The following is a 22,578-nucleotide window of genomic DNA, read 5'->3' on the forward strand; positions in this document are numbered from 1 at the left end:
CAGTCATATTGTGGATGTTTACAGGCTGAGCATTATTCGTTCGCGAGAGATACACGCTACTACCCGCAATGGAACTTATGCTATAAGCCTTGTGCTTTGGCCATTCGTAGTGCAATACGTGGCGCATCCCATAATGATGGTAGTAAAATTAAAGAGACAGGTACTGCAGTGATCACAATAAAAGATTGCAATGCCGATACACCACCAGAACCTAAAGAAATTAAGATAATTGCGGTTATTCCCATAACAACCCCCCAGAAAGCACGAATTAATGCATTAGGCTCAGTACTACCACTGATGACAACACTAATGGTATAAGTCATCGAATCTCCGGTAGTGACAATAAATATCGTGGTGAGAATAAGAAATAACAGAGAAACAATCGTCGGGAATGGTAGTTGTTGGGTGATTGCTAATAATGCCCCTGGGAGATTAAATCCTTCAAATGCTTTACTGACTGAGCCGGGATCTGCGATTTCAAACGCGACACCTGTACCGCCAACAATGGTGAACCAAAAACAGGTAATTAAGGGTGCGCAAAGACTTAAGGTTAGGATTAATTGACGGATGGTGCGTCCTCGTGAAATTCGAGTGATGAAAATTGCCATCATAGGTCCATAACCAAGGAACCAACCCCAGAAAAAAACGGTCCACCAACTTAACCAATTTTCATCACCGCGGTAGGTTGCCATTGGAATGATATTATCAATCATCGTACCGACACCTTGTAAGTAACCACTGATAATAAATCCTGTTGGGCCAACGAATAAGATATAAGCCATAAGCGCTACTGCAAGGATGATATTCCAGCGACTAAGTATTTGAATACCGCGATTAAGGCCACTTAACGCAGATAATGTATAAATGGCGATTGCAAATAAAATAACAATAAATTGGGTTGTGAAACCATCTGGGATAGCAAATAGAGAATTAAGAGCAAAGCTGATTTGTAACCCTAGAAAACCAATCGGGCCGATAGTACCGGCCGCAACCGCAATCACACAACAAGCATCAATAATTGCCCCGGTTGCACCTTTGAGGGCTCGATCACCTAATAATGGATATAACAACGTACGAGGCTGTAAAGGTAATCCTTTGTCATAATGAAGGTGAGATAAAATGATAGAAGTTAAACAACCGGTAATCGACCAGGCCAAAAATCCCCAATGCATAAAGGATTGTGCTAGAGCATTAATCGCGCGTTGCCATGGTGATGCGACTTCACCATATAACGGCGGCACGGTGATGTAATGGGCTATTGGTTCAGCAGCTGCCCAGAAGACTCCTCCGCCAGCGAGAAGTGTACAAAGTAGAATTGGAATCCAACGAATAGTTTCAATTTCTGGTTGTTCAAGATCACCGAGCTTAACATTACCAGTACGGCCTAAAGCGAGCACTAATCCGATAATAAAAGTCAGTAATAATAATAATTGCCAGTAAGGGCCAAAAATTTTAATAGCCCACCCAAAGCCAGTATTGATTAAACTCGATAATAAGACACTATCATATAGAGCTAAGGCTATAAATAGTGCAATAAATCCGCCACTTAACCACAGTACAGGATTGGTGAGACCGAAATTTTCAGCGGCAGAGGGTGCTGTTTTATTGCCTTTTACCGTGTTGGTCAAGTCTGACATTGGTTGTCTCCACGCATGAGTGAATTAGCTGTAGTAACAGCGTATAAAGGTCATTGCCAACTTGGTTGTTATTGTTATTGGGCTAAATATTAATAATAGGCGGCAAATAAAAGTTGAGATCCTATTACTGGGTTAGAGTGTAGTATTGCTTGGCTGTTACAAACTTGATGAAGTTGGATTGTTGTTATTTATCAGGTCGCTATGAGCCCTTTTTTTAAAAAATTTAGCCAGTTAGTGCCGATAATTTGATTGCATTCGTGTAGATTAAAACCATGATCAAGCAGTCCTTGGTAAATATTCATCATGCCAGTGCTATTTTTGAACCAAGATAATGGCTCTGGCCAGCCTGCGTTATTTGATGAGCCTTCACCATAATCAATTGTTTTTGACCAACGGCCATTACGCATCCACTCAAGTACATGTTGAGGTTGGTTAAGGCATAAATCACTGCCAATACCGATATGTTCAATACCTATGAGCGCAGCAGTATCTGCAATCATGTGGCAGAAATCAGTCAATGTGCATTGACTGCCATTGGGTAAATGAAACGGATATAAACTAAACCCAATTAGGCCATCTCGTTGGGTAAGTGCACGTAGTACGGTGGCTGATTTATTACGTAACGCAGAATGTGCTGCGCTCGGGTTTGCATGGCTAATACAAAGGGGGCGCGAAGATAAATCAATCGCTTCTAAGGTTGAACGTTCCGCGCTGTGAGACATATCAATGATCATGCCGACTCGATTCATTTCAGTGATCACTTGCCGACCAAATCGAGTTATTCCACCGTCATGTTGCTCATAACAGCCACTCGCGAGTAAGCTTTGGTTGTTATACGACAATTGCATGATTAATAATCCTTGCTGGCGCATTACTTCAACTAAGCCGATTTCATCGTCAATCGGTGAGCAGTTTTGAGCGCCAAGTAAAATCCCAATCCGCTCACTGGTTATGGCGAGAATAATATCTTTTGAGGAGCGAATTGGCATAATAAGGTCTTGATATAATTCAAAATAGTGATTCCATTGTGCGAAACGAGTTAATGTTTCTCTGGCTGTCTCGTGATATACCAAGGTGATATGTACTGCTGTTATGCCACTATTTTTTAATGATTCAAAGTAGGCTCTATCCCAGCGGCAGTATTGTAATCCATCGATAATAATCGGTTTTTCGTTAGACATAGCAACCCCTCAATAGGCACGCTGATAGGTTGTTTTTACAATGGTGTAGAATTCTTTAGCGTATTGACCTTGTTCACGAGGGCCAAAACTGGATTGTTTTCGACCGCCAAAGGGGACATGGTAGTCTGTGCCTGCGGTGGGTAAATTGACCATGACACAGCCAGTTTGTGCTTGTTGCTTAAACAATGTACTACTCGATAAGCTTTGGGTAATAATGCCACTGGTTAAACCAAAGCGAGTGTCATTTACTGTAGCAATCGCTTCATCTAAATCATGCACTCGAATAACACAGGCCATTGGTGCAAATATTTCTTCTTGGTTAATATCCCATTGATTTTTAGTATTTAAAAAGAGTGTTGGCGCCATATAAAAGCCATCATGCGCTAAGGTTAGCTGGTGGCCACCAATAGCAAGTTCAGCGCCATGTTGATGAGCTTTATCAACCCACAGCATATTATTTGTTAATTGATGACCATCAACGACGGGTCCCATAAAAACATCGTCTTCTAGTGCATGACCTACCTTCAAACTTTCAATACGTTTAATGAGTGCCGAAATATAAGCATCATGAATATTGTCCATAACCACTAACCGTGAAGATGCAGTGCATTTTTGTCCTGTTCCAGAAAAAGATCCCATGATGGTTGCTTCAACCGCGATATCTATGTCGGCATCATCTGCGATAACTAAGGCATTTTTACTGCCCATTTCAAGTTGACAGCGCACAAAATTGGGTGATGTAGCGGTTGCTACTTGACGACCAACTTCAACTGAACCGGTAAAACTTACTGCATTAATCTGGGCTGAGTGGATCAGCGCATTACCAATCGTATTGCCACTACCAAGGATCAGATTAAAGGTACCGCAAGGAAGACCTTGGCGATGAATAATTTCAGTTAAAGCCACGGCACTGGCAGGAGTGAGGTTAGCTGGTTTCCAAATAACGCTATTCCCAAAGGCTAATGCTGGTGCTATTTTCCACGCAGCGGTTGCTGTCGGAAAATTCCAGGGTGAAATAATAGCCACTACGCCAACCGCTTCACGATTTATTTCTATTGATACTCCTGGACGAGTTGATGTCGCGAGATCACCTATTTGACGGAGGACTTCTGCGGCAAAATACTGAAAAAATTGTCCAGCTCGAAAAATTTCGCCACGGCCTTCAGCCATAGATTTACCTTCTTCTTGTGATAATAAGCGACCTAATTCATCACAGCGGTTAATGAGTTCATCACCAATGGCGTGTAATATTTTTTGTTTTTGTTCTAAGGGCGTTTTTTCCCATAGTGGCTGAGCTTCAATAGCTGCCTCAATCGCTTGTTGGAGTTGTTGTTCGCTAGCTTGAGCAAAATTACCGATGGGTGTAGAGATATCTGAGGGATTGATATTGGTGATAGTAGTAAGACCACGTTGCCATTCTCCATTGATATAGAGGGCGCTTTCTGCTTGTCGAGGGATATCAAACTTAGTGGTTTCTATCATATAAAATCCTTTATATTCATTGTGTTAATTAATTTATTAGCAAGCAATGATAGACAGTGATCAATATAAGTATGTATCTGAAAATCAAACAGTGCGTATTTTTATCAGATTATTTATTAGTGGTGAGAAGGGATATGAATGGCAGAATCAGTAATTTCGGCAAGATATAGAATGGTTAATTATTTATAAGTTCTTATTATAAGAAGAATTTTAGTAAAAAAAATGGCCTAACAGATGTTAGACCATTTTTAGATTCGTTATTTAACAACAATACTGTTCTTACGAAGAATAACTTATGCTAGTAATTCGTTCGCAGTGTTTACGATGTTTTCAACAGTAAAGCCAAACATTTTGAATAGTTCTTCAGCAGGCGCTGACTCACCAAATGTTGTCATACCGATGATGCGACCGTTAAGACCTACATACTTGTACCAGTAATCAGCAATACCCGCTTCGATAGCGATACGAGCAGTTACATCTGCAGGTAATACGCTTTCACGGTAAGCAGCATCTTGCTTATCAAATAAGTCTGTAGCTGGCATAGAAACTAGACGTACTTGACGACCAGCTGCCGTTAGCTCTGCGTATGCTTCTGCTGCGATACCTACTTCAGAACCTGTAGCGATCAAGATTAGCTCTGGCTTACCAGCACAATCTTTAAGGATGTAACCACCCTTAACGATGTTAGCTACTTGCTCAGCTGAACGATCTTGTTGAGTTAGGTTTTGGCGAGAGAAAATTAAAGATGTTGGACCATCTTTACGCTCAATCGCGTACTTCCAAGATACTGCTGATTCAACTTGGTCACATGGACGCCATGTGCTCATGTTTGGTGTTAGACGTAGAGACGACACTTGCTCAACTGGTTGGTGAGTTGGACCATCTTCGCCTAGACCGATTGAATCGTGTGTGTACACTTGGATGTTCTGAATTTTCATCAGTGCAGCCATACGTAGTGCGTTACGTGCGTATTCCATGAACATTAGGAATGTTGCGCCGTAAGGAACGAAACCACCGTGTAGCGCCATACCATTGATGATTGCAGTCATACCAAATTCACGTACACCGTAGTGAATGTAGTTGCCTGATGCATCTGTAGGTGTGATTGACTTAGAACCAGACCACATTGTTAGGTTTGATGGTGCAAGGTCAGCAGAACCGCCCATGAACTCAGGTAATAGTTTACCGAATGCTTCAAGTGCGTTTTGTGATGCTTTACGTGATGCAATGTTAGCTGGATTTGCTTGTAAATCAGCAATAACTTTACTTGTTTCAGCTTCCCAGTTAGCAGGTAGACCGCCGTTCATACGACGAGTAAACTCAGCCGCTAGTTCAGGGAATGCTGCAGTGTATGCCGCAAACTTCTCGTTCCAAGATGCTTGCTTAGCTTTACCTGCTTCTTTTGCATCCCACTCAGCGTAAACTTCAGTTGGGATTTCAAATGGGCCGTGGTTCCAACCAAGGAATTCACGTGCAGCTTTGATTTCTTCAGCGCCTAGTGGAGCACCGTGACAGTCGTGAGAACCCGCTTTGTTTGGTGAACCAAAACCGATGATTGTCTTACAACAGATCAAAGTAGGCTTAGCTGTTTCAGCTTTAGCTTCTTCAATTGCAGCATTGATTGCAGCAGCGTCATGGCCATCAACGTGACGGATAACATGCCAGCCGTATGCTTCAAAACGCTTCGGAGTATCGTCAGCAAACCAGCCTTCAACTTCACCATCGATAGAGATACCGTTGTCATCCCAGAAAGCAACCAGCTTACCAAGACCTAGTGTACCCGCTAGAGAACATGCTTCGTGAGAGATACCTTCCATCATACAACCGTCGCCCATGAAAGCGTAAGTGTTGTGGTTTACGATATCATGACCTTCACGGTTGAATTGTGCAGCCATTGCTTTTTCAGCAAGCGCCATACCAACAGCGTTAGTAATACCTTGGCCTAGAGGACCCGTTGTTGTTTCAACACCTGGAGCGTAACCGTATTCTGGGTGACCAGGTGTTTTTGAATGCAGTTGACGGAAGTTTTTAAGATCGTCAATTGATAGGTCGTAGCCTGTTAGGTGAAGTAGAGAGTAAATAAGCATAGAACCGTGGCCGTTTGATAAAACAAAACGGTCGCGATCAGCCCATTTAGGATCTTGTGGGTTGTGGTTCATATGACCACGCCATAGTACTTCTGCGATATCAGCCATACCCATAGGTGCGCCAGGGTGACCAGAGTTTGCTTGTTGTACACCGTCCATGCTTAGAGCACGGATAGCGTTCGCTAACATTTTACGTTCCATAGAATTTTCACCAAATATTTAGGTAAATGTAAACTTAAGAAAGCGGCTACATGAGCCGCTTTCTGAATATAGTGCTTAGCTATTAAAGACGATCTGCGATCATTGTCTCTAGTTTGCCTTGGTCAACTGCGAAGTTACGAATACCTTCAGCTAGTTTCTCAACAGCCATTGCTTCTTGGTTGTGATCCCATAGGAACTCAGAGTGAGTCATCGCTGCAGGACGATCTTTTAGCTCAGTTGTTGCAACAAGTTTTTGCTCAACAATACCAGTCGCATCTTCAAGTTCTTGAAGAAGTTGTGGGCTGATAGTTAGACGGTCACAACCTGCTAGCTCAAGGATTTCGCCAATATTACGGAAACTTGCGCCCATAACTACAGTGTTGTAGCCATGCTCTTTGTAGTAGTTGTAGATGCTAGTTACAGAGATAACGCCTGGATCTTCTTGAGCTTCAAAATCACGGCCTTCTTTCGCTTTGTACCAATCCATAATACGACCAACAAATGGTGAAATTAGGAATACGCCAGCTTCAGCACATGCACGCGCTTGAGCGAAAGAGAATAGAAGAGTTAGGTTACAGTTGATGCCTTCTTTTTCAAGAATCTCAGCTGCACGGATACCTTCCCAAGTAGACGCTAGTTTAATAAGGATACGATCATTGCTGATACCAGCATCGTTGTAAAGTTTGATTAGGTGACGTGCTTTAATAACACTTGCTTCAGTGTTGTAAGAAAGACGAGCATCAACTTCAGTTGAGATACGGCCAGGAACAACATTAAGAATTTCTTTACCAATGTTTACTGCAAGCATGTCGCAAGTATCTTGGATTTGTTGTGCTTTATCATTGCTCTGTGCTTTTGCGTAAGCAATAGATTGGTCAATTAGAGGTGCGTACTCAGCAATTTGTGCTGCTTTTAAGATCAACGATGGATTTGTTGTCGCATCTTCAGGCTGGTATTTGCTGATATCTTTGATGTCACCAGTGTCAGCAACAACAGTAGTTAGTGCGCGTAGTTGTTCTAGTTTTGTGCTCATATCTATCGACCTTATGTATAGGGCTTATGTCATGATGGCATCAGTTATAGCCTGAAATGCCCGCATGTTCAAAAGAATTCATACTGACTCTTAACCACATTGGTTATAACCATTAACTCACCAAGTGAGCAGATGGAATGTGCAAGAGCATTTGATGGATTGATAATTGTCTTTTTTGTCTTTATTGTCAATTTAAAATGGGAATAAATCATATTTAGATCGCAATAAAAGCGATTTTAAATTTCATTTATTGTTAATTCATGAGCTGGAGGCGTTTATTTACTTTTTAGAGGGTGAGCATTTGATCTGCTTGATGATCAAATGCTTGGTTGTGCGACGGATATAAAAGTTAAGGGTATAAAAGATATTGTTAAAATAAGATTAAAAAAAACCATCAGATCGTAATCTAATGGTTTCTTGTAGTGGTTTAACTTTAACTGTTTGATAAAATTAGAATTTGTAGTCAACACCCACAGAGTAAATCGTTGTATCTGAATCGATATTTAAACTTCTGTCATTATGACTATCTTCAAGTTCGGCTGTTAAATAATCAACACCAGCACGAACGTTTAAATGTTCAGCAACTGCAAAGTTAACTCCGGCGCCTGCCGTCCAACCAAAACCATCAACATCAATATCGCCACGATTTATGTCTTCATGGCCGTTATAATTAGCATCAGCAGCGACGTAAGCGATACCTGCTTTGCCGTAAACAGAGAAACGATCATTAAGTGGGAACATAATACGTGGCGTTAATGTCGCATAACCTTTTTTAACATGCTCTTGTTCACCGGTTTGACCGATTGTTGCTTCAAGGCCTAGGTTTTCAGTGAAGTTATAACCACCGTAAACACCGTAAGCAAGTACATCATCATCTAAGTTAAAGCTCTTGTCGTGTCCATGGGCACTAAGGTTAGTTGATGCATTACCGATGTTACCACCAATGTAAGCGCCTTGTTGATCGGCAATCGCTGAACCTGAAGCAAGAATTAATGCTAGTGGCAATAGTACTTTTTTCATGATGTTGTCCTTTTATTTCAATGAATAACTTGTGTTCTGATATTCATAGTACGGATAGCATAATGAGAAATGTCAGGGTTTTGAAAGGTGTTTTATTATGAAGCGTTATTTTACAGATAGCTGATACTATTCTGACGTTCAGCTTACATTCAGCATTTTTTGCGGTCGGTTTTATGATTAGTTAGCGATTAATGATGCTTAGCGTTGTATATTTGAATGTAAATAAATCTACGGTTTTGGCTGTGATCGATTGGCTGTTATAGGGGATCATGTCAATCGTACATAATGGTAGTGAGGTGTTGTTAGGGTAAGTCGGAGCCAAACTGAGCGTCGTTTTTGTTTGTATATAATAAAGGTTAATAGTGTCACTGATTGCAATTAGAGTGCTAAATAACGGTAAACGTGGTGATAGCTTATATAAAGTATATTCGATTGTGTAAAAGCTGTTGCTGTAACTGCGAGAGCCGCCTTTATTAAGATAGTTCTGATAAGCACTATTTTGATATACATGTGGTAATTGTAATAATAATGGCACTAAGAGATAGCTAAACCCAACCGCACTAACACTGTAAGTGATTAATGTGGATTTAGGAAAGGGAGCTAAAGCGAGGATCAAAGTGATACCGCTGGTTATTAGTATCTCAATAACATGATGTTGACTAAAATTGATGATGTCGTGGTTAGAAGCATTAATGATATTAACAATAATGTTAGTCGTTAATGTAGAGTGATAACTGAGTTGTACAAAAAAAGTAATAACAATCAATAATACGATGCTATAACGGATTAAGTAAATTGAAGCACACAAGCGTAATAAAGCATAAAGCAGTGTGGCTTGTAGCAAACTGTGGGTAATACCTCGAATAAGCTCAACGTGTATTGTGGCTTGATTTGATACGATCCCTACAAACATACAGCTTAAAATAAGAGCGATATGACCAGTATATTGATTGACTGTCATTCTACGCTTCATGGCGTACTCTCGACGTTAATAAGCTTTGTTTGCCCACTAATATGAACCTCATCGTCTATATTATTGCTGGTATCTTTTAACTATAGGCGAAGAAATTGTGTTGCTTTTAAAAAGCGTTTATTAATCCTAAAAGCACGACATAATAGCTATTGTAATAATTGTTCTAGTGTCATAGGAGAGGATATTAAGCCTAATTCTTGTGCTGGTGTGAACCCTGCTTTATTTTGGTGACAAAGGTTGTGCCAAGCGCGATAGATATCCAACAACGGTAATAAACTTGCAGGACGAAGTTTACGACGAGGCTCATTAACCATATGGCTAAATTGGTCATAAAAACGCTGTTGATAGCTAATTACCGCTCGGTGCGTGGCAACTGTTAACCAATGTTGCTGATTTTTTTTACTGCCACCAAGATGACAAATTCCTTTATTGCCTGTTTTATTACGACTAAATGCCCACCGATCTCGCCACCATCCCATCAGTACGATATCTATTTTTTCAACATGTTGTCCGTGTTGCCATTGATCGTCTTCAACAACATAAAGCGGGTCGATGGTGTGGTTATTAATACGATCAATAAAAACAGATAGGCAAGCTGAACGTAGTAATGTTTCCTGAGGCATAAATACCGTTAAGGTAGGAATACTCTGACTAAGTAATTCACGTAAATATAAAAAATGACTATATACCGTGTATTGAGGACGAATAAGGCAACCTTTAGTCGGGTAGTTAATCGTCACTTCACCACTAAGCGGATTTTCCATATTTTTTCGCGCTAAAATTTGACGATAAGTTGCATCAATATGAGCTAATAGCCCTTGTGATGTTGTCGATGTATTATGAGGATGATGGTAACTATGAGGCGCGATAAAACGTGTACCTATACGGTATGCGTCGTGATGAGCAACATATGTAGCTGCTGGTTGAGTTTGATAATTTACATGTTGACTAACAACATAACCTGAATCTGTCTCAGCAGTTGCTATCCATAATACGCCATTATTACTGTGAGGTTGCAATGGAGCAAGATCAGTAGCTAGATGACATGCTTGTGGTTGTTTGCCTAGTCGTGCATCAAAAATCGTCAGTTGGTGACGACAACGAGCTGCAATATTATTAAGCTGATCATAAAAGGTTTTAGGATTCATAGTAAGACGGCGGCAAATTTCTCGTACCGTATATCCAGTAAATAAATACGCTAATATTTTTTGCTGTAATTGATGTTTGTTATTACTGTTTGACCATGGATCAACAAAAGTATGCTGACAGGCTTTGCAACGATAGCGTTGGCGTTCTCCACTAAAACCAAAGGCATGATAAAACTGACGATAGGTGAGAACGGGTAGTCCGTTATGTGGACAAGCATTATTTGAACAGGCAGCGAGGCCACTATTTTGTTCTAGTGTAAAGCGCTGTTTTTCTGCAACAACGTCATGATTACTGAGTACTGGCGGAAAAGCACCGCATTCGCGGCAAATAAGTACTGGACGTTGTAAATTATTATTTTGGAGTACATATAATTGTGGATCGGTACGACTAAAATTAGCACAAGCGACCGTTTTACAATAATTGAATTGAATATTATCACTGGCGGGTGGCAACTGATCCAACGTTGTTTGTGTTGAAGATAAAGTCATGGAGCGTCGCCTTTTGCATGTTAGGTGGAGGTGATTATACCCAACGGCAATGATGATGCTGAGATATTATTAACATTATTACTTTTATGGATAATTTAAATGTTAGCAGGTATAAAAAAGTGAAAAACGTATCAGGAAGGCACGTCTTTCACTTTATGCTATAAAACTCTCGCCACAGTATTACTGCTGTAAGAAATTATAGATTGATTGCAGTTTCTAGTGCTACGTTCATCATTTCGTTGAATGAGTGTTGACGTGCTTCTGCACTTAATTTCTCGCCGCGCTTAATGTGATCAGAAACAGTTAGAATAGTTAATGCTTTAGCACCAAGTTCAGCTGCAACACCATAGATACCAGCTGCTTCCATGTCTACACCTAGGATGCCTAGTTTTTCCATTTTATCGAACAGACCAACTTCTGGGCTGTAAAATAGATCAGCAGAGAATACATTACCGACACGCACTGCAACATTTTGTGCACGTGCTTGGTTTACTGCTGTTTCAAGTAAGTGATAGTCAGCAATAGCAGCGAAATCATGGTTAGCAAAACGAATGCGGTTAACTTTTGAGTCAGTTGAAGCACCCATAGCAATGATTACGTCCATTAACTTAACGTCATCATGAACAGCACCACAGCTACCAATGCGAATGATGTTTTTAACCCCAAAATCTCTGATTAGCTCATGTACATAAATAGAGCAAGATGGGATACCCATACCATGACCCATTACTGATACTGGTTTACCTTTGTAAGTACCAGTGAAACCGTACATGCTGCGAACATCACATACGCGTTTTACATTTTCTAGGTAAGTTTCTGCAATAAATTGTGCGCGCAGTGGATCACCAGGCATTAAAATTGTTTCTGCAAAATCGCCAATTTCAGCATTGATATGTGGAGTAGCCATGAAGTGCTCCTTGGTTTATGAGTTATTCAGAAGCAAAGTTTATGCTTCAATTTATGGTAGTAGTTTATGGAATTAAATATTTACACCTTGAGATCTGGATCACAAAAATAAGGCTATTTCACTAGATTAATGATGTTGATTACCATATCTGTTGAAAATGTGAAGGGTATCGTTTTCTTTTTCGTGGCTAGTTAAGTGAGTTATTCAGCTGGAAGTGATAATTTAAATATTTAATTTATTGATTAATATGTATTTTATTTTCAATCGATAGTTTTATTTATCTGTTCTTAAAAAATCAATAACCACTAAAATGTAATGGATTACATTAAGGGTAATGATTATTGATGGTTGTTTATGATAAAAACAGTCATTCAAATAATGAGTGTTGAAAGAGGTTCTTCTTGAACATGAACTTGGGTAGAATTAACCAAAAAGGCCGCTGAGAATAATATGTATAATTTAACCCAATTATCAGACAGTGAGAGAATGCGTATCGAGTTAGATAAGCAAGCTTCGTACACCGTTTGGAAAGTGAAAAATGGCAAAGTGGGTTATGAGGCTTTTGCTGAATTAACCAATAATATTGAAGATGATGATGAGCGTGATTTTTGTCAGCAAGCCATTATGAAATATAAAACGCTAATGGGTGTTAACTAATACCGAATATAGCCATATAAAGCCCAGCATACAGATCTTATGTATGCTGGAGAAAAACTAGATACGTAAATCATCTGAATGTTAATGATGATGCGTTTTAGCCTGTTCATTACCAGTGTATGTCGCTGGTTTAACAGCAACATCCACTGTTATTTCACCAGCGTATTTAAAGATCAATGTCAGTGGAAAGTGTGAATCAATTGTTAGCACTTCGGTGAGATTAAATAGCATTACGTGAAAGCCACCAGGCTCTAATTGTTGCTGATGTTCAGCGGTAACTGTAATGGTATCAACCTGTCGCATTTGCATTAATCCATTGCCATTATTTAAAGTATGTAACTCGACAATTTCAGCGATAGGTGAGCGTGCTGCTATAAGGGTATCGTCAATCTTGCTGTGATTGATAATTGATAAAAAAGCGGCAGCAACCTTAGATGTGGGTGGAACAGCTTTTGACCATGGGTGATCTATTTCGATAGCAGTTGCAGCTACTGCGGTAGGGGTGGTGACAATAATAGTCATTAATAAGGCAGTAAGTATTTTCAACATAATGGCTTTCCTTTGCCTGTAATATGAAATTGAATGTACTTTAATAGTGTAGTATCTGTGACGATATTTCGCCGGATGTGCCAAAAATTTACACGCTAATGGTTGCTGCTAATTTATTCGAGGGTGATGATAGTAACGATTGTTTATTGAGCTTAGTGTTAATATTGTGCTCGCAATGATATTAATTGAGACTATTATTTTAATATTGCGTATTCTGTGTACAGAAACTGATCAAATGGTGAATTACAGTGAAAACAACTGAATTTTCTGCACTTGATGACGACAATGATAAACATGAGGTGTCGTTTTCATTACACGCAGAAAAACGTTCTGGGAATAGAGCGTCCCCAGCGAATACTCCTGACTTTAGTCAACCAGCATCTAGCTCTGATGTTGTTAATGATAGGATGGTGACTGAAACAATGACAAAGCCACGTTCTAAGCGTTTAACGGATTGTCCTGCTTGTGATGGTAGTGTTTCTCGTCGTGCCCATTTTTGTCCTCATTGTGGTGAACCCGATCCTTCGCGTCATATGCAGCGGACGCAATGGTTTTCTCGTATTGTGTGGACAATCATTATTGTTGCGGCTGGATGGTATGCTTATACTTCTTTGGTGCCGTTGATTGTTGATCGCCTTAAAGGCTGATGCCATAGATATAGCTATTAACAAATTTTCGCTAATATCTAGGTATAAATATATTTACCCCAATAGTCGCTTATCGATTATTGGGGTTTTTTGTAGGTAATCAATGTGTTTTTTGCATGCCACGAGTTTGATTCATTGTGCGTGAACCTGCGGTACCATAACTATTAATATCGTATCGATTAGGAGAATAGCCAATACGTGCGCGGTAACGTCGGTCGAGTGGATATAAATTAATATTGTAATTATCAATAAGTTGCTTGATCACCACATTCATTTCTTTTTGTGGTGTATTTTGTTCCCTAAGATAATAATAAAGATTCTCTGCGCGTTGTTGATTCATTGTGCCCTCCAATAGGAAATGTTTGCTGATGAGCAATCAGGAATACACAGGAATTGGGGTTAAATAACATCAAAGGGGTTGATGTTGTGTAGACTAATTATATTAAATTTAAAGTAAATGATAATAAGGTTAATACTCAAATTACTTTTACTTAATAGTAATAATGTATCGTTGATTGCGTCAATCGTTTCGTTATTTGAGTGCAAGTAATAATTTTAGTTGCTTAAAGGATTAATGCCCCTAACAATCAATTAGCCGTTAAATTAAGAGAAGACTCAGATGTTCAAGCAAAGTACCAAGATAAATATAGTGAGTATCGGAGTTGGGATATTAATTTTACCATGGCTACCGCTACTTATTAGTCAACATTCATTACTCAAAATGATGACCGATGCCATTGGTGGAATTGCGTTTGCATTAGCATGGGGAATTGGTTTGCCTGCGGTTGTAAGTTATGGTGTTGCGATAGTCGTTCTACTGGCACCAATGGCATTAGTGTTTTATTGGATAAAACACACACTAACGACCATCGCGAAGGCGTAGATAATTTATTCTGTAGTAGTAAAATCAAACACAATAACTACTACAGAATAATTAAGCTCAATAATTAAACCAATTTATGCTTCGCTGATGGTAATAATGCTGATTTTTTGGTTCGGATAACGAATCTCAAGCTCCTGCTGTGCAGTTTTATGCGAGTCTAATTCACTGGCTGCATTAATGTTGTATTGGCAAGGAACATCAAAATGTGGCGATACAACATAAGTAACTTTGAAGTTTTTCATTGATAATAGCCTTAATTATTTAATCGAATAACTAAACGAATTGGCTGAAATTCTACAAATAATGCAGTGTTTTTAAATTGATCTGGCAACGATAAAAAGTGCTTTTAAGTAAATAATTGAGCAAACTTAAATGCCGATTTTGTGAGCGATTGGGTGGCGATTGTTGCTGAAAGGCGATTTAAAACGAATAAAACAAGAAGATCAATGATGATCTTCTTGTTTTAATTGACAGTCGATCTGCGGTAATTAATTAAACTTACGCACCTTCAAAATGATAAGTCATGTCTGTGGTATATGTCATTTTGGTAAATAATGTATTGGTTAACTGCTCCGTTAATGCCAATGCATCAGCAACCGTTGTTTTCTCAAACTCGTTGATTAGAGCCTGTGCTTTTTTAGGTTGGCGCTTGTAAATTTTTAGATAATTCTTTTCAAGTTCGCGTTGTTTAGATGCCGTCTGTATTTCAAACTTGTGATAAGCCGTTTGTACGATTGGAGAGAAGTCTTTCCAGTTTGTCATCGCTAACGTTTGTAGTTTACGGAATGCCCAGTTTGCAGATTCACTATCAGCTTTATTGGTACCGATAGTTAGTGCATGTGGAACTTCAGTCATACCTTGGTAATAAGGCAAGTAAACCCCAAGTGCAGTCATGCCATATGAGATGTATTCTACATCGCCAATAGCTGTTGGTAAGTTAGGGCGCACTTGTAAGACATGTGATTCTTGGGTACGGAATACAGAGATAGGGCGGTAAGCTTCTTTAGGGTTTTGGGTTGCGTATGGGTCATGTGACGTACCTTGGTAATGATTACGTAACCCTTGTTCAACATCAGCAACGCTAAGTTTTTTGGTTGGTTTCAAGAAAACAGGGAAGGTTGTACCTTGATCTATCTTGGTTGTTAAACCTTGAGTGTACATGTGTTGTAATGTCCACACTCGAGGATAGTTATAAGTCACATCATTGAGTGTGTCTTGTGAATAAGCAGCATGGAAATTGAATGGCTTACCTGCTTCTGGTTTATATAAACCATGTTGTTCCGCAAAGTTAACTAATGTTGGTGATGCCATATAATTAGGGTTATTAGGTAAGTAAGTCGTTAAACGTCCTTGGTTTGCAGAAACAAAGTATTTATTTGCAGGGATTTTCTCTGCCATCCATTGATGACCACTACCACTTTCTAAATACCAAATACCGTCATTATCAACAAATGCAACCCCAAATCCTTCAGCAGCACCTTGAGTTTCAATGATCTTACCAAGTAACTCTACACCTTCTTTTGCAGAGTGAATACGCGGTAAAATCACGTTTTCAATAGCGTCTTCACCAATACCTGTTTTGGTTACATAGGGATCGGCTTTTAATGCTTTGGCGCCATTATAAATGGTTTCTGTTGCTGACATACCTACACCAGCAGAGTTAAAGCCTACTTCTCCCATACTTTTATTATGAGTATCAAAATCGGACATTGAGGTGTATTGCAATGCATCTTTTGCTGCAGGGTAGCTAAAATTATTCGCATTAGAATGGAAGTCACTTTGCTGCATTTTTTCTGCTGGGTGCAAAACAAAATGTTTAGCGTTATTTGCTTGGTAATCTTCATTACGAGCAATGATATAAGAACCATCCGTTGTGGCTTGGTTTCCGACTAAGATAGTAGTACAGGCACTGGCTGGAAAAGCGACAATTGCGGTTAATGCTGTGGTTACAGCTGATGCTAAAAACGTTATCTTTTTCATTTTATATATATATTGATTGAATGATAGATTAGTTATACGGGGAATTTTGGTGTGATTTTGTGAGGAAGGTCACTTTTGTATATCGATGATAGGTATAATTATTTTGCAGTTTTATACCTTATTATATTGATTTAAATTAAAATATTCGTTAATTAAGTATAGCCATTTGTGAGGATGTAGCGGTTATTTCTCGGGGTTGATGAATTATTAAGGTATTATAAATAATAGAAATTTATAATAAATATCAGTGATGTAATGTCATTTACTAGGGAATTAGAGGACGAGATTAACCCATGAGAAATAAAACATTCATTATCAGCGCATTTACTACGTTATTACTATCAACGTCGGCACAAGCTGCTGAATCTTTTGTTTTACAACCTGTTAGTGATAGTAATGCGGTTGCACCGTTAGTTAAATTCGATGATAGCACTCATTATTTTGTTGGTATAACGGGTGGCACAAGTAATATTAGTATGACAGCTATTACGGCTAATAACACTCAGTTATCTTCGCCTGATGCAGCAGGGGTTGTTGGTGCTGATATTGGTTTTTATACTGCTGGTGGTGCGGGGCGTATTTATTATAGTTGGCAGAAAATGTCAGCTCAGTCCAATTTGAATGGTACTAAAGCAATTGAAACGGATGTGACGTTGCATTTATTAAATGCTGATTATATTTTCCGTGCGGATAAAACAATTAATCCTTTTATTGGTGCTCATTTAGGCTACATGATGGCAGATAGCAAAGGTCAGGATTATGGTTCAAATAGTCAATCAGATAAAGTGCTTGGTATTCAAGCTGGCGTCGCTTGGCGTATTTCAAATCATATTACGGCTGAAATTGGAGTACGTCATACCGCAACGCAAAGCGAAGATATTAAACCGTGGTCATCAAAGAAAATGACGTCACAAATAAAAAGTATTTCAACAGGGTACGCATCATTAAATTATCGTTTCTAAGATCATGTTTTGATTATATCCCCGTGTGATCATTGATTTGTGTAATAGCCTCGTTGAGTTATTTTCTTAAACGGTGAGAAAACTGAAGGTTTACTCATCCGTTTAGCCGCGTATAATGCATCCCCCTAGTAAACGACAACCATTATCAATAAAGGACTTCACCTTGAAGCTATTCGTTAGAGATCTCACTGTAATTGACGCATCTTACTTGTGCCCACAACGGGGAATGGTGGGTGAGAGTTGGATTCTTGATGTGGTGATGTCGGGTGAGTTGAATGAAATGAGCATGGTGCTTGATTTCAGCCGCGTTAAAAAGCAAATTAAACAGTTAGTTGATCAATATGTTGATCATCGGTTATTGATCCCTGCTGCATCAGCTGCAATTCAGACCGCGACAACTAAAGCAGAATACATGACGGTTGATTTAGTGAGTGATCAACACACGATTCACTTACATAGCCCTGAACAAGCATTTTGTTTTATTGATGCAGAAGCTATCACTATTGAAAGTGTGACGAAACATGTACAGCAAGTGTTGCTTGGTAATTTACCTGCAAATGTACAAGGATTAGAAATCATCTTACGCCATGAGAAAATTGATGGTGCGTTTTACCATTACAGCCATGGTTTGAAAAAACACGATGGCAATTGTCAGCGTATTGCTCATGGCCACCGTTCACCGGTTGAGTTAGTAGTTAATGGTCAACGTAATGCTGATTTAGAGCAACAATGGGCACAACGTTGGCAAGATATTTACTTAGGTTCACAAGAAGATGTTATCAGTGTTCGTGAGTTAAATTTAAGCGCGGCAGCGGTAAATGTTAATGATGAAACGCATTATGGTTTTCGTTATACCGCCCCACAGGGTGAATTTGAATTAGCGATAGCAAAGTCAGTGACTGAAATTTTAGCAACCGACACCACTGTTGAGTTATTAGCTTGCTACATTGCTGAACAAATCAAACCACAATTAGTTGCAACTGATCGTCTTGATGTTTTTGCTTACGAAGGTGTAGGTAAAGGCGCGATGGTAACGATAGGCTAAAACTCTGTTTATTGCTTTGTAATTGATTAAAAAATAAGCCCAATGTGATATTTATTTTTAGGAATAATATCGGATTGGGCTTTTTTTGTGGTTGCTTTTTCATCAAAAAATGGTCAATAGTGAGAGCTTTCGCACTAAATCTAGTTATACCACTTAATAGTCAGTCATTTATGCGTAGACTTAGAATAAGTGTCATAAACAAGAGGGATCGATTATGCCTTTAGCGCCTCTAACCAGTGACAAGCTGTATCGTATTGCAGCCTTAAACGGATTGAATGATGCGTGTAAGTCAACCAAGCACCTTACACCATTAGATGAAATCGTAGGACAGGAGCGAGCTCAACATGCGGTTGAGTTTGCAATGTCGATAAAAGAAAAAGGTTATAACATTTATGCTATTGGCCGCAATGGCTTAGGTAAACGTACCATGGTGATGCGTTATTTAAATCGTCATGAGCCTAATGGCAATAGTCATACATTGTATGATTGGTGTTATGTGTCTAATTTTGGCGATACACGTTGCCCTAAGGTACTTAAACTTCCAGCAGGGGAAGGCTGTAGCTTTAAAAAAGACATTGAAAACCTGATGAAGCGATTAGTTAAAGCGTTTCCATTAGCGTTTGATAATGAGCTTTATTATTCACGCGCGGAAAAATTAAAAGCAGAGCTAGCGACTAAACAAGAAACGACCTTAAAGTCGCTAACAAAAAGCGCTGAAGAGCGTGGTGTCAGTGTATCAATCACAACTCAGGGTGATTACCAGTTAGTCGCAATGAATGGTAAAGAGCCGCACAGTGAGGATAGTTTCGCGGCATTGTCAGCTGAAGATCAACAATTGTTTGAGAATACCATTAATGATCTGGAAGTTGAACTGCGTGGTATCGTGCGTAAATTGACTGAATGGGAAGAACAATATTCAAATAAACAACAAAAGCTTGATGAAAATATCGCTCAAGAAGTTGTCGGTCATTGCATTAAAGATCTGCAGTTAAAATACAAAAAAGTAGCTGATGTAAAAGCATATTTAGCTGATATGTATACTGATATTTTAGAAAATATTGATATTTTTCTTGAAGAAAATGAAGAACAAGTAGCACTCGCATATGCTTCATTAGATAAGAAAATGCCGCGGCGTTACCAAGTAAATGTCTTAGTACATCAGCTTGATGAGCGTAAATTTCCTATCGAAGTTGAAGAAAGTCCTAGTTACCATTCAATTTTTGGTTATATTGAAAATGCGACTTATAAAGGAACGGTATTTACTGATTTTTCTTTAATTCGAGCAGGTAGTCTTCATCGTGCCAATGGTGGGGTGTTGATGATGGATGCGGTGAAAGTCCTTGAACGTCCGTATGTGTGGGATGGACTAAAACGTGCACTGCGTGCGCAAAAATTAAATTTAAGCTCACTTGAGCGAGAAGTTACCCTCTCAGGTACGATTTCATTAGAGCCTGAAGCTATTCCGTTAAATGTGAAAATTATTCTGTTTGGTGATTATCAGACTTATCAGTTATTACAGCACTATGATCCAGAATTTAAAGAACTGTTTCGTGTTACCGCTGATTTTGAAGATGATATGCCGCGTAATGATACATCAGAAGAGCAATATGCACGTTTCATTGCCAGTATTGTGCATGATAACGACATGCTACATTGTGATCGTAAGGCCATTGCTCGTATTATTGAATACAGCTCACGCCAAGCTGATGATCAAAATAAACTCTCATTGCACTCGGCTGATATTGCTAATTTATTACGTGAAACTAATTACGTTGCGCGAGCTTCTAATGCCACGATGATCCGCAGTAGCCATGTTGAACAAGCGATGTTAAATCAAGAGTTACGGGTTAGTCGTTTAAAAGATCATGTTATGCAAAGTTTCGTCACTGGGACAACATTATTAGATGTTCATACACATGCAGTTGGACAAGTGAATGCATTGTCAGTGATCTCAACCTCCGATTATCAGTTTGGCGCGCCGAGTCGTATCACCGCGACTACCGCTTATGGTAGTGGAGAGGTGTTTGATATTGAACGTAGTGCTGAATTAGGCGGTAATATTCACTCAAAAGGAGTGATGATTCTATCTGCTTATCTGGCTTCTGTATTTGGTAAAACAGCGAAAATCCCCTTAACCACCCACCTTACTTTTGAGCAATCGTATGGTGGTGTTGATGGTGATAGTGCATCTATGGCTGAAGTATGTGCAATTATTTCGGCTTTTTCTGGTTTACCACTACGACAAGATATTGCGATTACCGGTTCAATGAACCAGTTTGGTGAAGCACAACCGATCGGTGGTGTTAATCAGAAAATTGAAGGCTTCTTTGATGTGTGTGGTATTAAAGGCAGAACGGCAGGCCAAGGTGTGATAATACCTGAGTCTAACGTGCATAATTTAATGCTACGTAAAGATATTGTTGAAGCTGTTTCAAAAGGTGAGTTTCAGATTTGGGCGATCAGTCATGTATCGCAAGCGATTGAAATTTTCACCGGCAATGCGGTTGGCATTGAGGCTGAACAAGGTTTTTATCCATCAGATACCGTATTTGGTTTAGTACAAAGTAAGCTTAATGCATTACGTCGTTAGTAACGATTTGTGCTTTTATATCTACAAATGAAATAATTATATATTTTATGTCCAATTAATATGAGCTGACTACATTGTGGTCAGTTTGTATTATTATGAAAAGGAATAGTTATCTTTTTAGGTATGTTAACTGACAGAAAATTCCCATTTAACATATAAAATATCATTACTATCAACGTCATTTTAAATTAAAAATAAAGATCTAATAAAAAATCAATTCTAATCATTGTCATAAATTTTTACATTTTTATATTTATATATTATTGATACAAATAATATATAAGATTATTGTAATATGAAATTTATAACTATGAGTTTTAGATGTTAAGTAAAAAATTGGTTTATTTATTTGCTGTAATCTCACTTTCGGGTTGGTTAGTATCTTCTTTACTTATTGTTTTGGATAATAGAAATGAAAAACAATATATTAATGAAAAGATAACTGAAAATGCTTTCAATATTGTCCATCAAGCTTTGCAAGATAAAAAGAATGATGCTGAAATTGTTGCTCAAATGCAAGAATGGTTTGAAAAAGGATGGACAGCACAAACTGCTTCTATAACAACTATTTGCGATAATAATCGTAGGAAATTGAATCAAATTTTATCAAGTGATTCAATTGCTATTGTTTGTAGATTGCGTATTTAGTGAGTCTCATGAATAAAAAAATAATTATTTTGCTATTATTAATGTTGGCTCTTTCCGGTTGGATTACAACTGCTGTACAAATATATTTAGTTAGTGAAAACAAAGCACTTCTTTTGGATAAGATATTAGATAACCCTTTCAATTTGGTATCTTTACAACTACAAGTTGAAAGAGATATAAAAGACCCAGTAGAAATAATTAAATTTTGGGTTAAGAATGGTTGGACGGCTGAAACGGGATCATTATTAACTATTTGTAATAATAATAAAGAAAAATTATCGTCTATATTGTCAAATGCTCAGATTAATGATGCATGTCGTTTAGTTAATACGGGTGTTTAATAGGTATGTTTTTTTAAAGTCGCTTTGGCGGCTTTTTTTAATTTAAAGATAGCTAGAAATGAAGTGAGTAGTCGTATATAAAAGTAGCTTGTAATGAAGATTTTATTTGGACATATAC

Annotated in this window: 21 protein-coding genes; 8 read left to right on the forward strand and 13 right to left on the reverse strand. The window is 38.6% G+C overall.

Annotation, left to right across the window (positions count from 1 at the left end):
• Nucleotides 1–80 precede the first annotated feature (80 nt).
• The 9 genes from PPBDW_RS20215 to deoD all read right to left on the reverse strand — a co-directional run bounded on the left by PPBDW_RS20215 (nt 81) and on the right by deoD (nt 12,158).
• Nucleotides 81–1,637: a BCCT family transporter gene (locus PPBDW_RS20215; protein WP_036792094.1), complete on the reverse strand. Its 1,557-nt coding sequence runs from the start codon at nt 1,635–1,637 to the stop codon at nt 81–83.
• 191 nt (nt 1,638–1,828) lie between these two features.
• Complete coding sequence (locus PPBDW_RS20220; RefSeq protein WP_036792095.1) at nt 1,829–2,818, reverse strand: membrane dipeptidase; 990 nt, start codon at nt 2,816–2,818, stop codon at nt 1,829–1,831.
• A gap of 9 nt (nt 2,819–2,827) precedes the next feature.
• Nucleotides 2,828–4,300, reverse strand: a complete 1,473-nt coding sequence (locus PPBDW_RS20225; protein WP_036792098.1) for an aldehyde dehydrogenase family protein — start codon at nt 4,298–4,300, stop codon at nt 2,828–2,830.
• Nucleotides 4,301–4,593: 293 nt separating this feature from the next.
• Nucleotides 4,594–6,588: a transketolase gene (gene tkt / locus PPBDW_RS20230; RefSeq protein WP_036792101.1), complete on the reverse strand. Its 1,995-nt coding sequence runs from the start codon at nt 6,586–6,588 to the stop codon at nt 4,594–4,596.
• 82 nt (nt 6,589–6,670) lie between these two features.
• Nucleotides 6,671–7,621 carry a transaldolase gene (tal, locus tag PPBDW_RS20235; protein WP_036792104.1) on the reverse strand — a complete coding sequence of 317 codons (951 nt, stop codon included), beginning with the start codon at nt 7,619–7,621 and terminating at the stop codon, nt 6,671–6,673.
• Between the two features lie 450 nt (nt 7,622–8,071).
• The gene (locus tag PPBDW_RS20240; RefSeq protein WP_036792106.1) at nt 8,072–8,641 is read right to left on the reverse strand and encodes an outer membrane protein; all 570 of its coding nucleotides are present in this window, start codon (nt 8,639–8,641) and stop codon (nt 8,072–8,074) included.
• A 181-nt stretch (nt 8,642–8,822) separates the two neighbouring features.
• Nucleotides 8,823–9,614 (reverse strand): hypothetical protein, encoded by a 792-nt coding sequence (locus PPBDW_RS20245; protein ID WP_146145957.1) that lies wholly within the window; start codon nt 9,612–9,614, stop codon nt 8,823–8,825.
• Between the two features lie 146 nt (nt 9,615–9,760).
• Nucleotides 9,761–11,251, reverse strand: a complete 1,491-nt coding sequence (locus PPBDW_RS20250; protein ID WP_036792109.1) for a lactate dehydrogenase — start codon at nt 11,249–11,251, stop codon at nt 9,761–9,763.
• 196 nt (nt 11,252–11,447) lie between these two features.
• Nucleotides 11,448–12,158: a purine-nucleoside phosphorylase gene (gene deoD, locus PPBDW_RS20255; protein ID WP_036792111.1), complete on the reverse strand. Its 711-nt coding sequence runs from the start codon at nt 12,156–12,158 to the stop codon at nt 11,448–11,450.
• Between the two features lie 450 nt (nt 12,159–12,608).
• Here deoD and PPBDW_RS20260 point away from each other — a divergent pair, with 450 nt between their 5' ends.
• Entirely contained in the window at nt 12,609–12,815 is a 207-nt protein-coding gene (locus PPBDW_RS20260) for a DUF3283 family protein (RefSeq protein ID WP_036792112.1), read from the forward strand.
• Nucleotides 12,816–12,896: 81 nt separating this feature from the next.
• On the opposite strand, the gene PPBDW_RS20265 is transcribed toward PPBDW_RS20260, so the two are convergent.
• Nucleotides 12,897–13,364, reverse strand: a complete 468-nt coding sequence (locus tag PPBDW_RS20265) for a copper chaperone PCu(A)C (protein WP_054262201.1) — start codon at nt 13,362–13,364, stop codon at nt 12,897–12,899.
• 248 nt (nt 13,365–13,612) lie between these two features.
• On the opposite strand from PPBDW_RS20265, the gene PPBDW_RS20270 reads away from it, so the two are divergent.
• On the forward strand, nt 13,613–14,011 hold the full coding sequence (locus tag PPBDW_RS20270) for a zinc ribbon domain-containing protein (RefSeq protein WP_230850411.1): 399 nt from the start codon (nt 13,613–13,615) through the stop codon (nt 14,009–14,011).
• Between the two features lie 100 nt (nt 14,012–14,111).
• On the opposite strand, the gene PPBDW_RS20275 is transcribed toward PPBDW_RS20270, so the two are convergent.
• Nucleotides 14,112–14,351, reverse strand: coding sequence for a hypothetical protein (locus PPBDW_RS20275; protein WP_036792113.1), 240 nt, complete (start codon nt 14,349–14,351; stop codon nt 14,112–14,114).
• 309 nt (nt 14,352–14,660) lie between these two features.
• Between PPBDW_RS20275 and PPBDW_RS20280 the strand changes: the two genes are divergently transcribed.
• Nucleotides 14,661–14,894, forward strand: coding sequence for a hypothetical protein (locus PPBDW_RS20280; protein WP_146145224.1), 234 nt, complete (start codon nt 14,661–14,663; stop codon nt 14,892–14,894).
• Nucleotides 14,895–14,968: 74 nt separating this feature from the next.
• Here the strand turns inward: PPBDW_RS20280 and PPBDW_RS20285 are convergent, their stop codons facing one another.
• Together PPBDW_RS20285 and PPBDW_RS20290 are read right to left on the reverse strand one after the other, a co-directional pair.
• Nucleotides 14,969–15,136: an addiction module component gene (locus PPBDW_RS20285; protein WP_107174117.1), complete on the reverse strand. Its 168-nt coding sequence runs from the start codon at nt 15,134–15,136 to the stop codon at nt 14,969–14,971.
• Between the two features lie 256 nt (nt 15,137–15,392).
• Complete coding sequence (locus tag PPBDW_RS20290; RefSeq protein WP_036792115.1) at nt 15,393–16,874, reverse strand: C69 family dipeptidase; 1,482 nt, start codon at nt 16,872–16,874, stop codon at nt 15,393–15,395.
• Between the two features lie 293 nt (nt 16,875–17,167).
• Between PPBDW_RS20290 and PPBDW_RS20295 the strand changes: the two genes are divergently transcribed.
• The 5 genes from PPBDW_RS20295 to PPBDW_RS20315 all read left to right on the forward strand — a co-directional run bounded on the left by PPBDW_RS20295 (nt 17,168) and on the right by PPBDW_RS20315 (nt 22,460).
• The gene (locus tag PPBDW_RS20295; protein WP_036792116.1) at nt 17,168–17,836 is read left to right on the forward strand and encodes an outer membrane beta-barrel protein; all 669 of its coding nucleotides are present in this window, start codon (nt 17,168–17,170) and stop codon (nt 17,834–17,836) included.
• Between the two features lie 163 nt (nt 17,837–17,999).
• Complete coding sequence (locus tag PPBDW_RS20300) at nt 18,000–18,881, forward strand: 6-pyruvoyl trahydropterin synthase family protein (RefSeq protein WP_036792117.1); 882 nt, start codon at nt 18,000–18,002, stop codon at nt 18,879–18,881.
• Between the two features lie 214 nt (nt 18,882–19,095).
• Nucleotides 19,096–21,471, forward strand: a complete 2,376-nt coding sequence (locus PPBDW_RS20305) for a Lon protease family protein (RefSeq protein ID WP_036792118.1) — start codon at nt 19,096–19,098, stop codon at nt 21,469–21,471.
• Between the two features lie 321 nt (nt 21,472–21,792).
• The gene (locus PPBDW_RS20310; RefSeq protein WP_036792119.1) at nt 21,793–22,119 is read left to right on the forward strand and encodes a hypothetical protein; all 327 of its coding nucleotides are present in this window, start codon (nt 21,793–21,795) and stop codon (nt 22,117–22,119) included.
• Between the two features lie 8 nt (nt 22,120–22,127).
• Nucleotides 22,128–22,460 carry a hypothetical protein gene (locus PPBDW_RS20315; protein ID WP_036792120.1) on the forward strand — a complete coding sequence of 111 codons (333 nt, stop codon included), beginning with the start codon at nt 22,128–22,130 and terminating at the stop codon, nt 22,458–22,460.
• The last annotated feature ends 118 nt before the right edge of the window (nt 22,461–22,578 follow it).

It is taken from the genome of Photobacterium kishitanii, from assembly GCF_000613045.3.
GTDB classification, from domain to species: Bacteria; Pseudomonadota; Gammaproteobacteria; order Enterobacterales; family Vibrionaceae; genus Photobacterium; species Photobacterium kishitanii.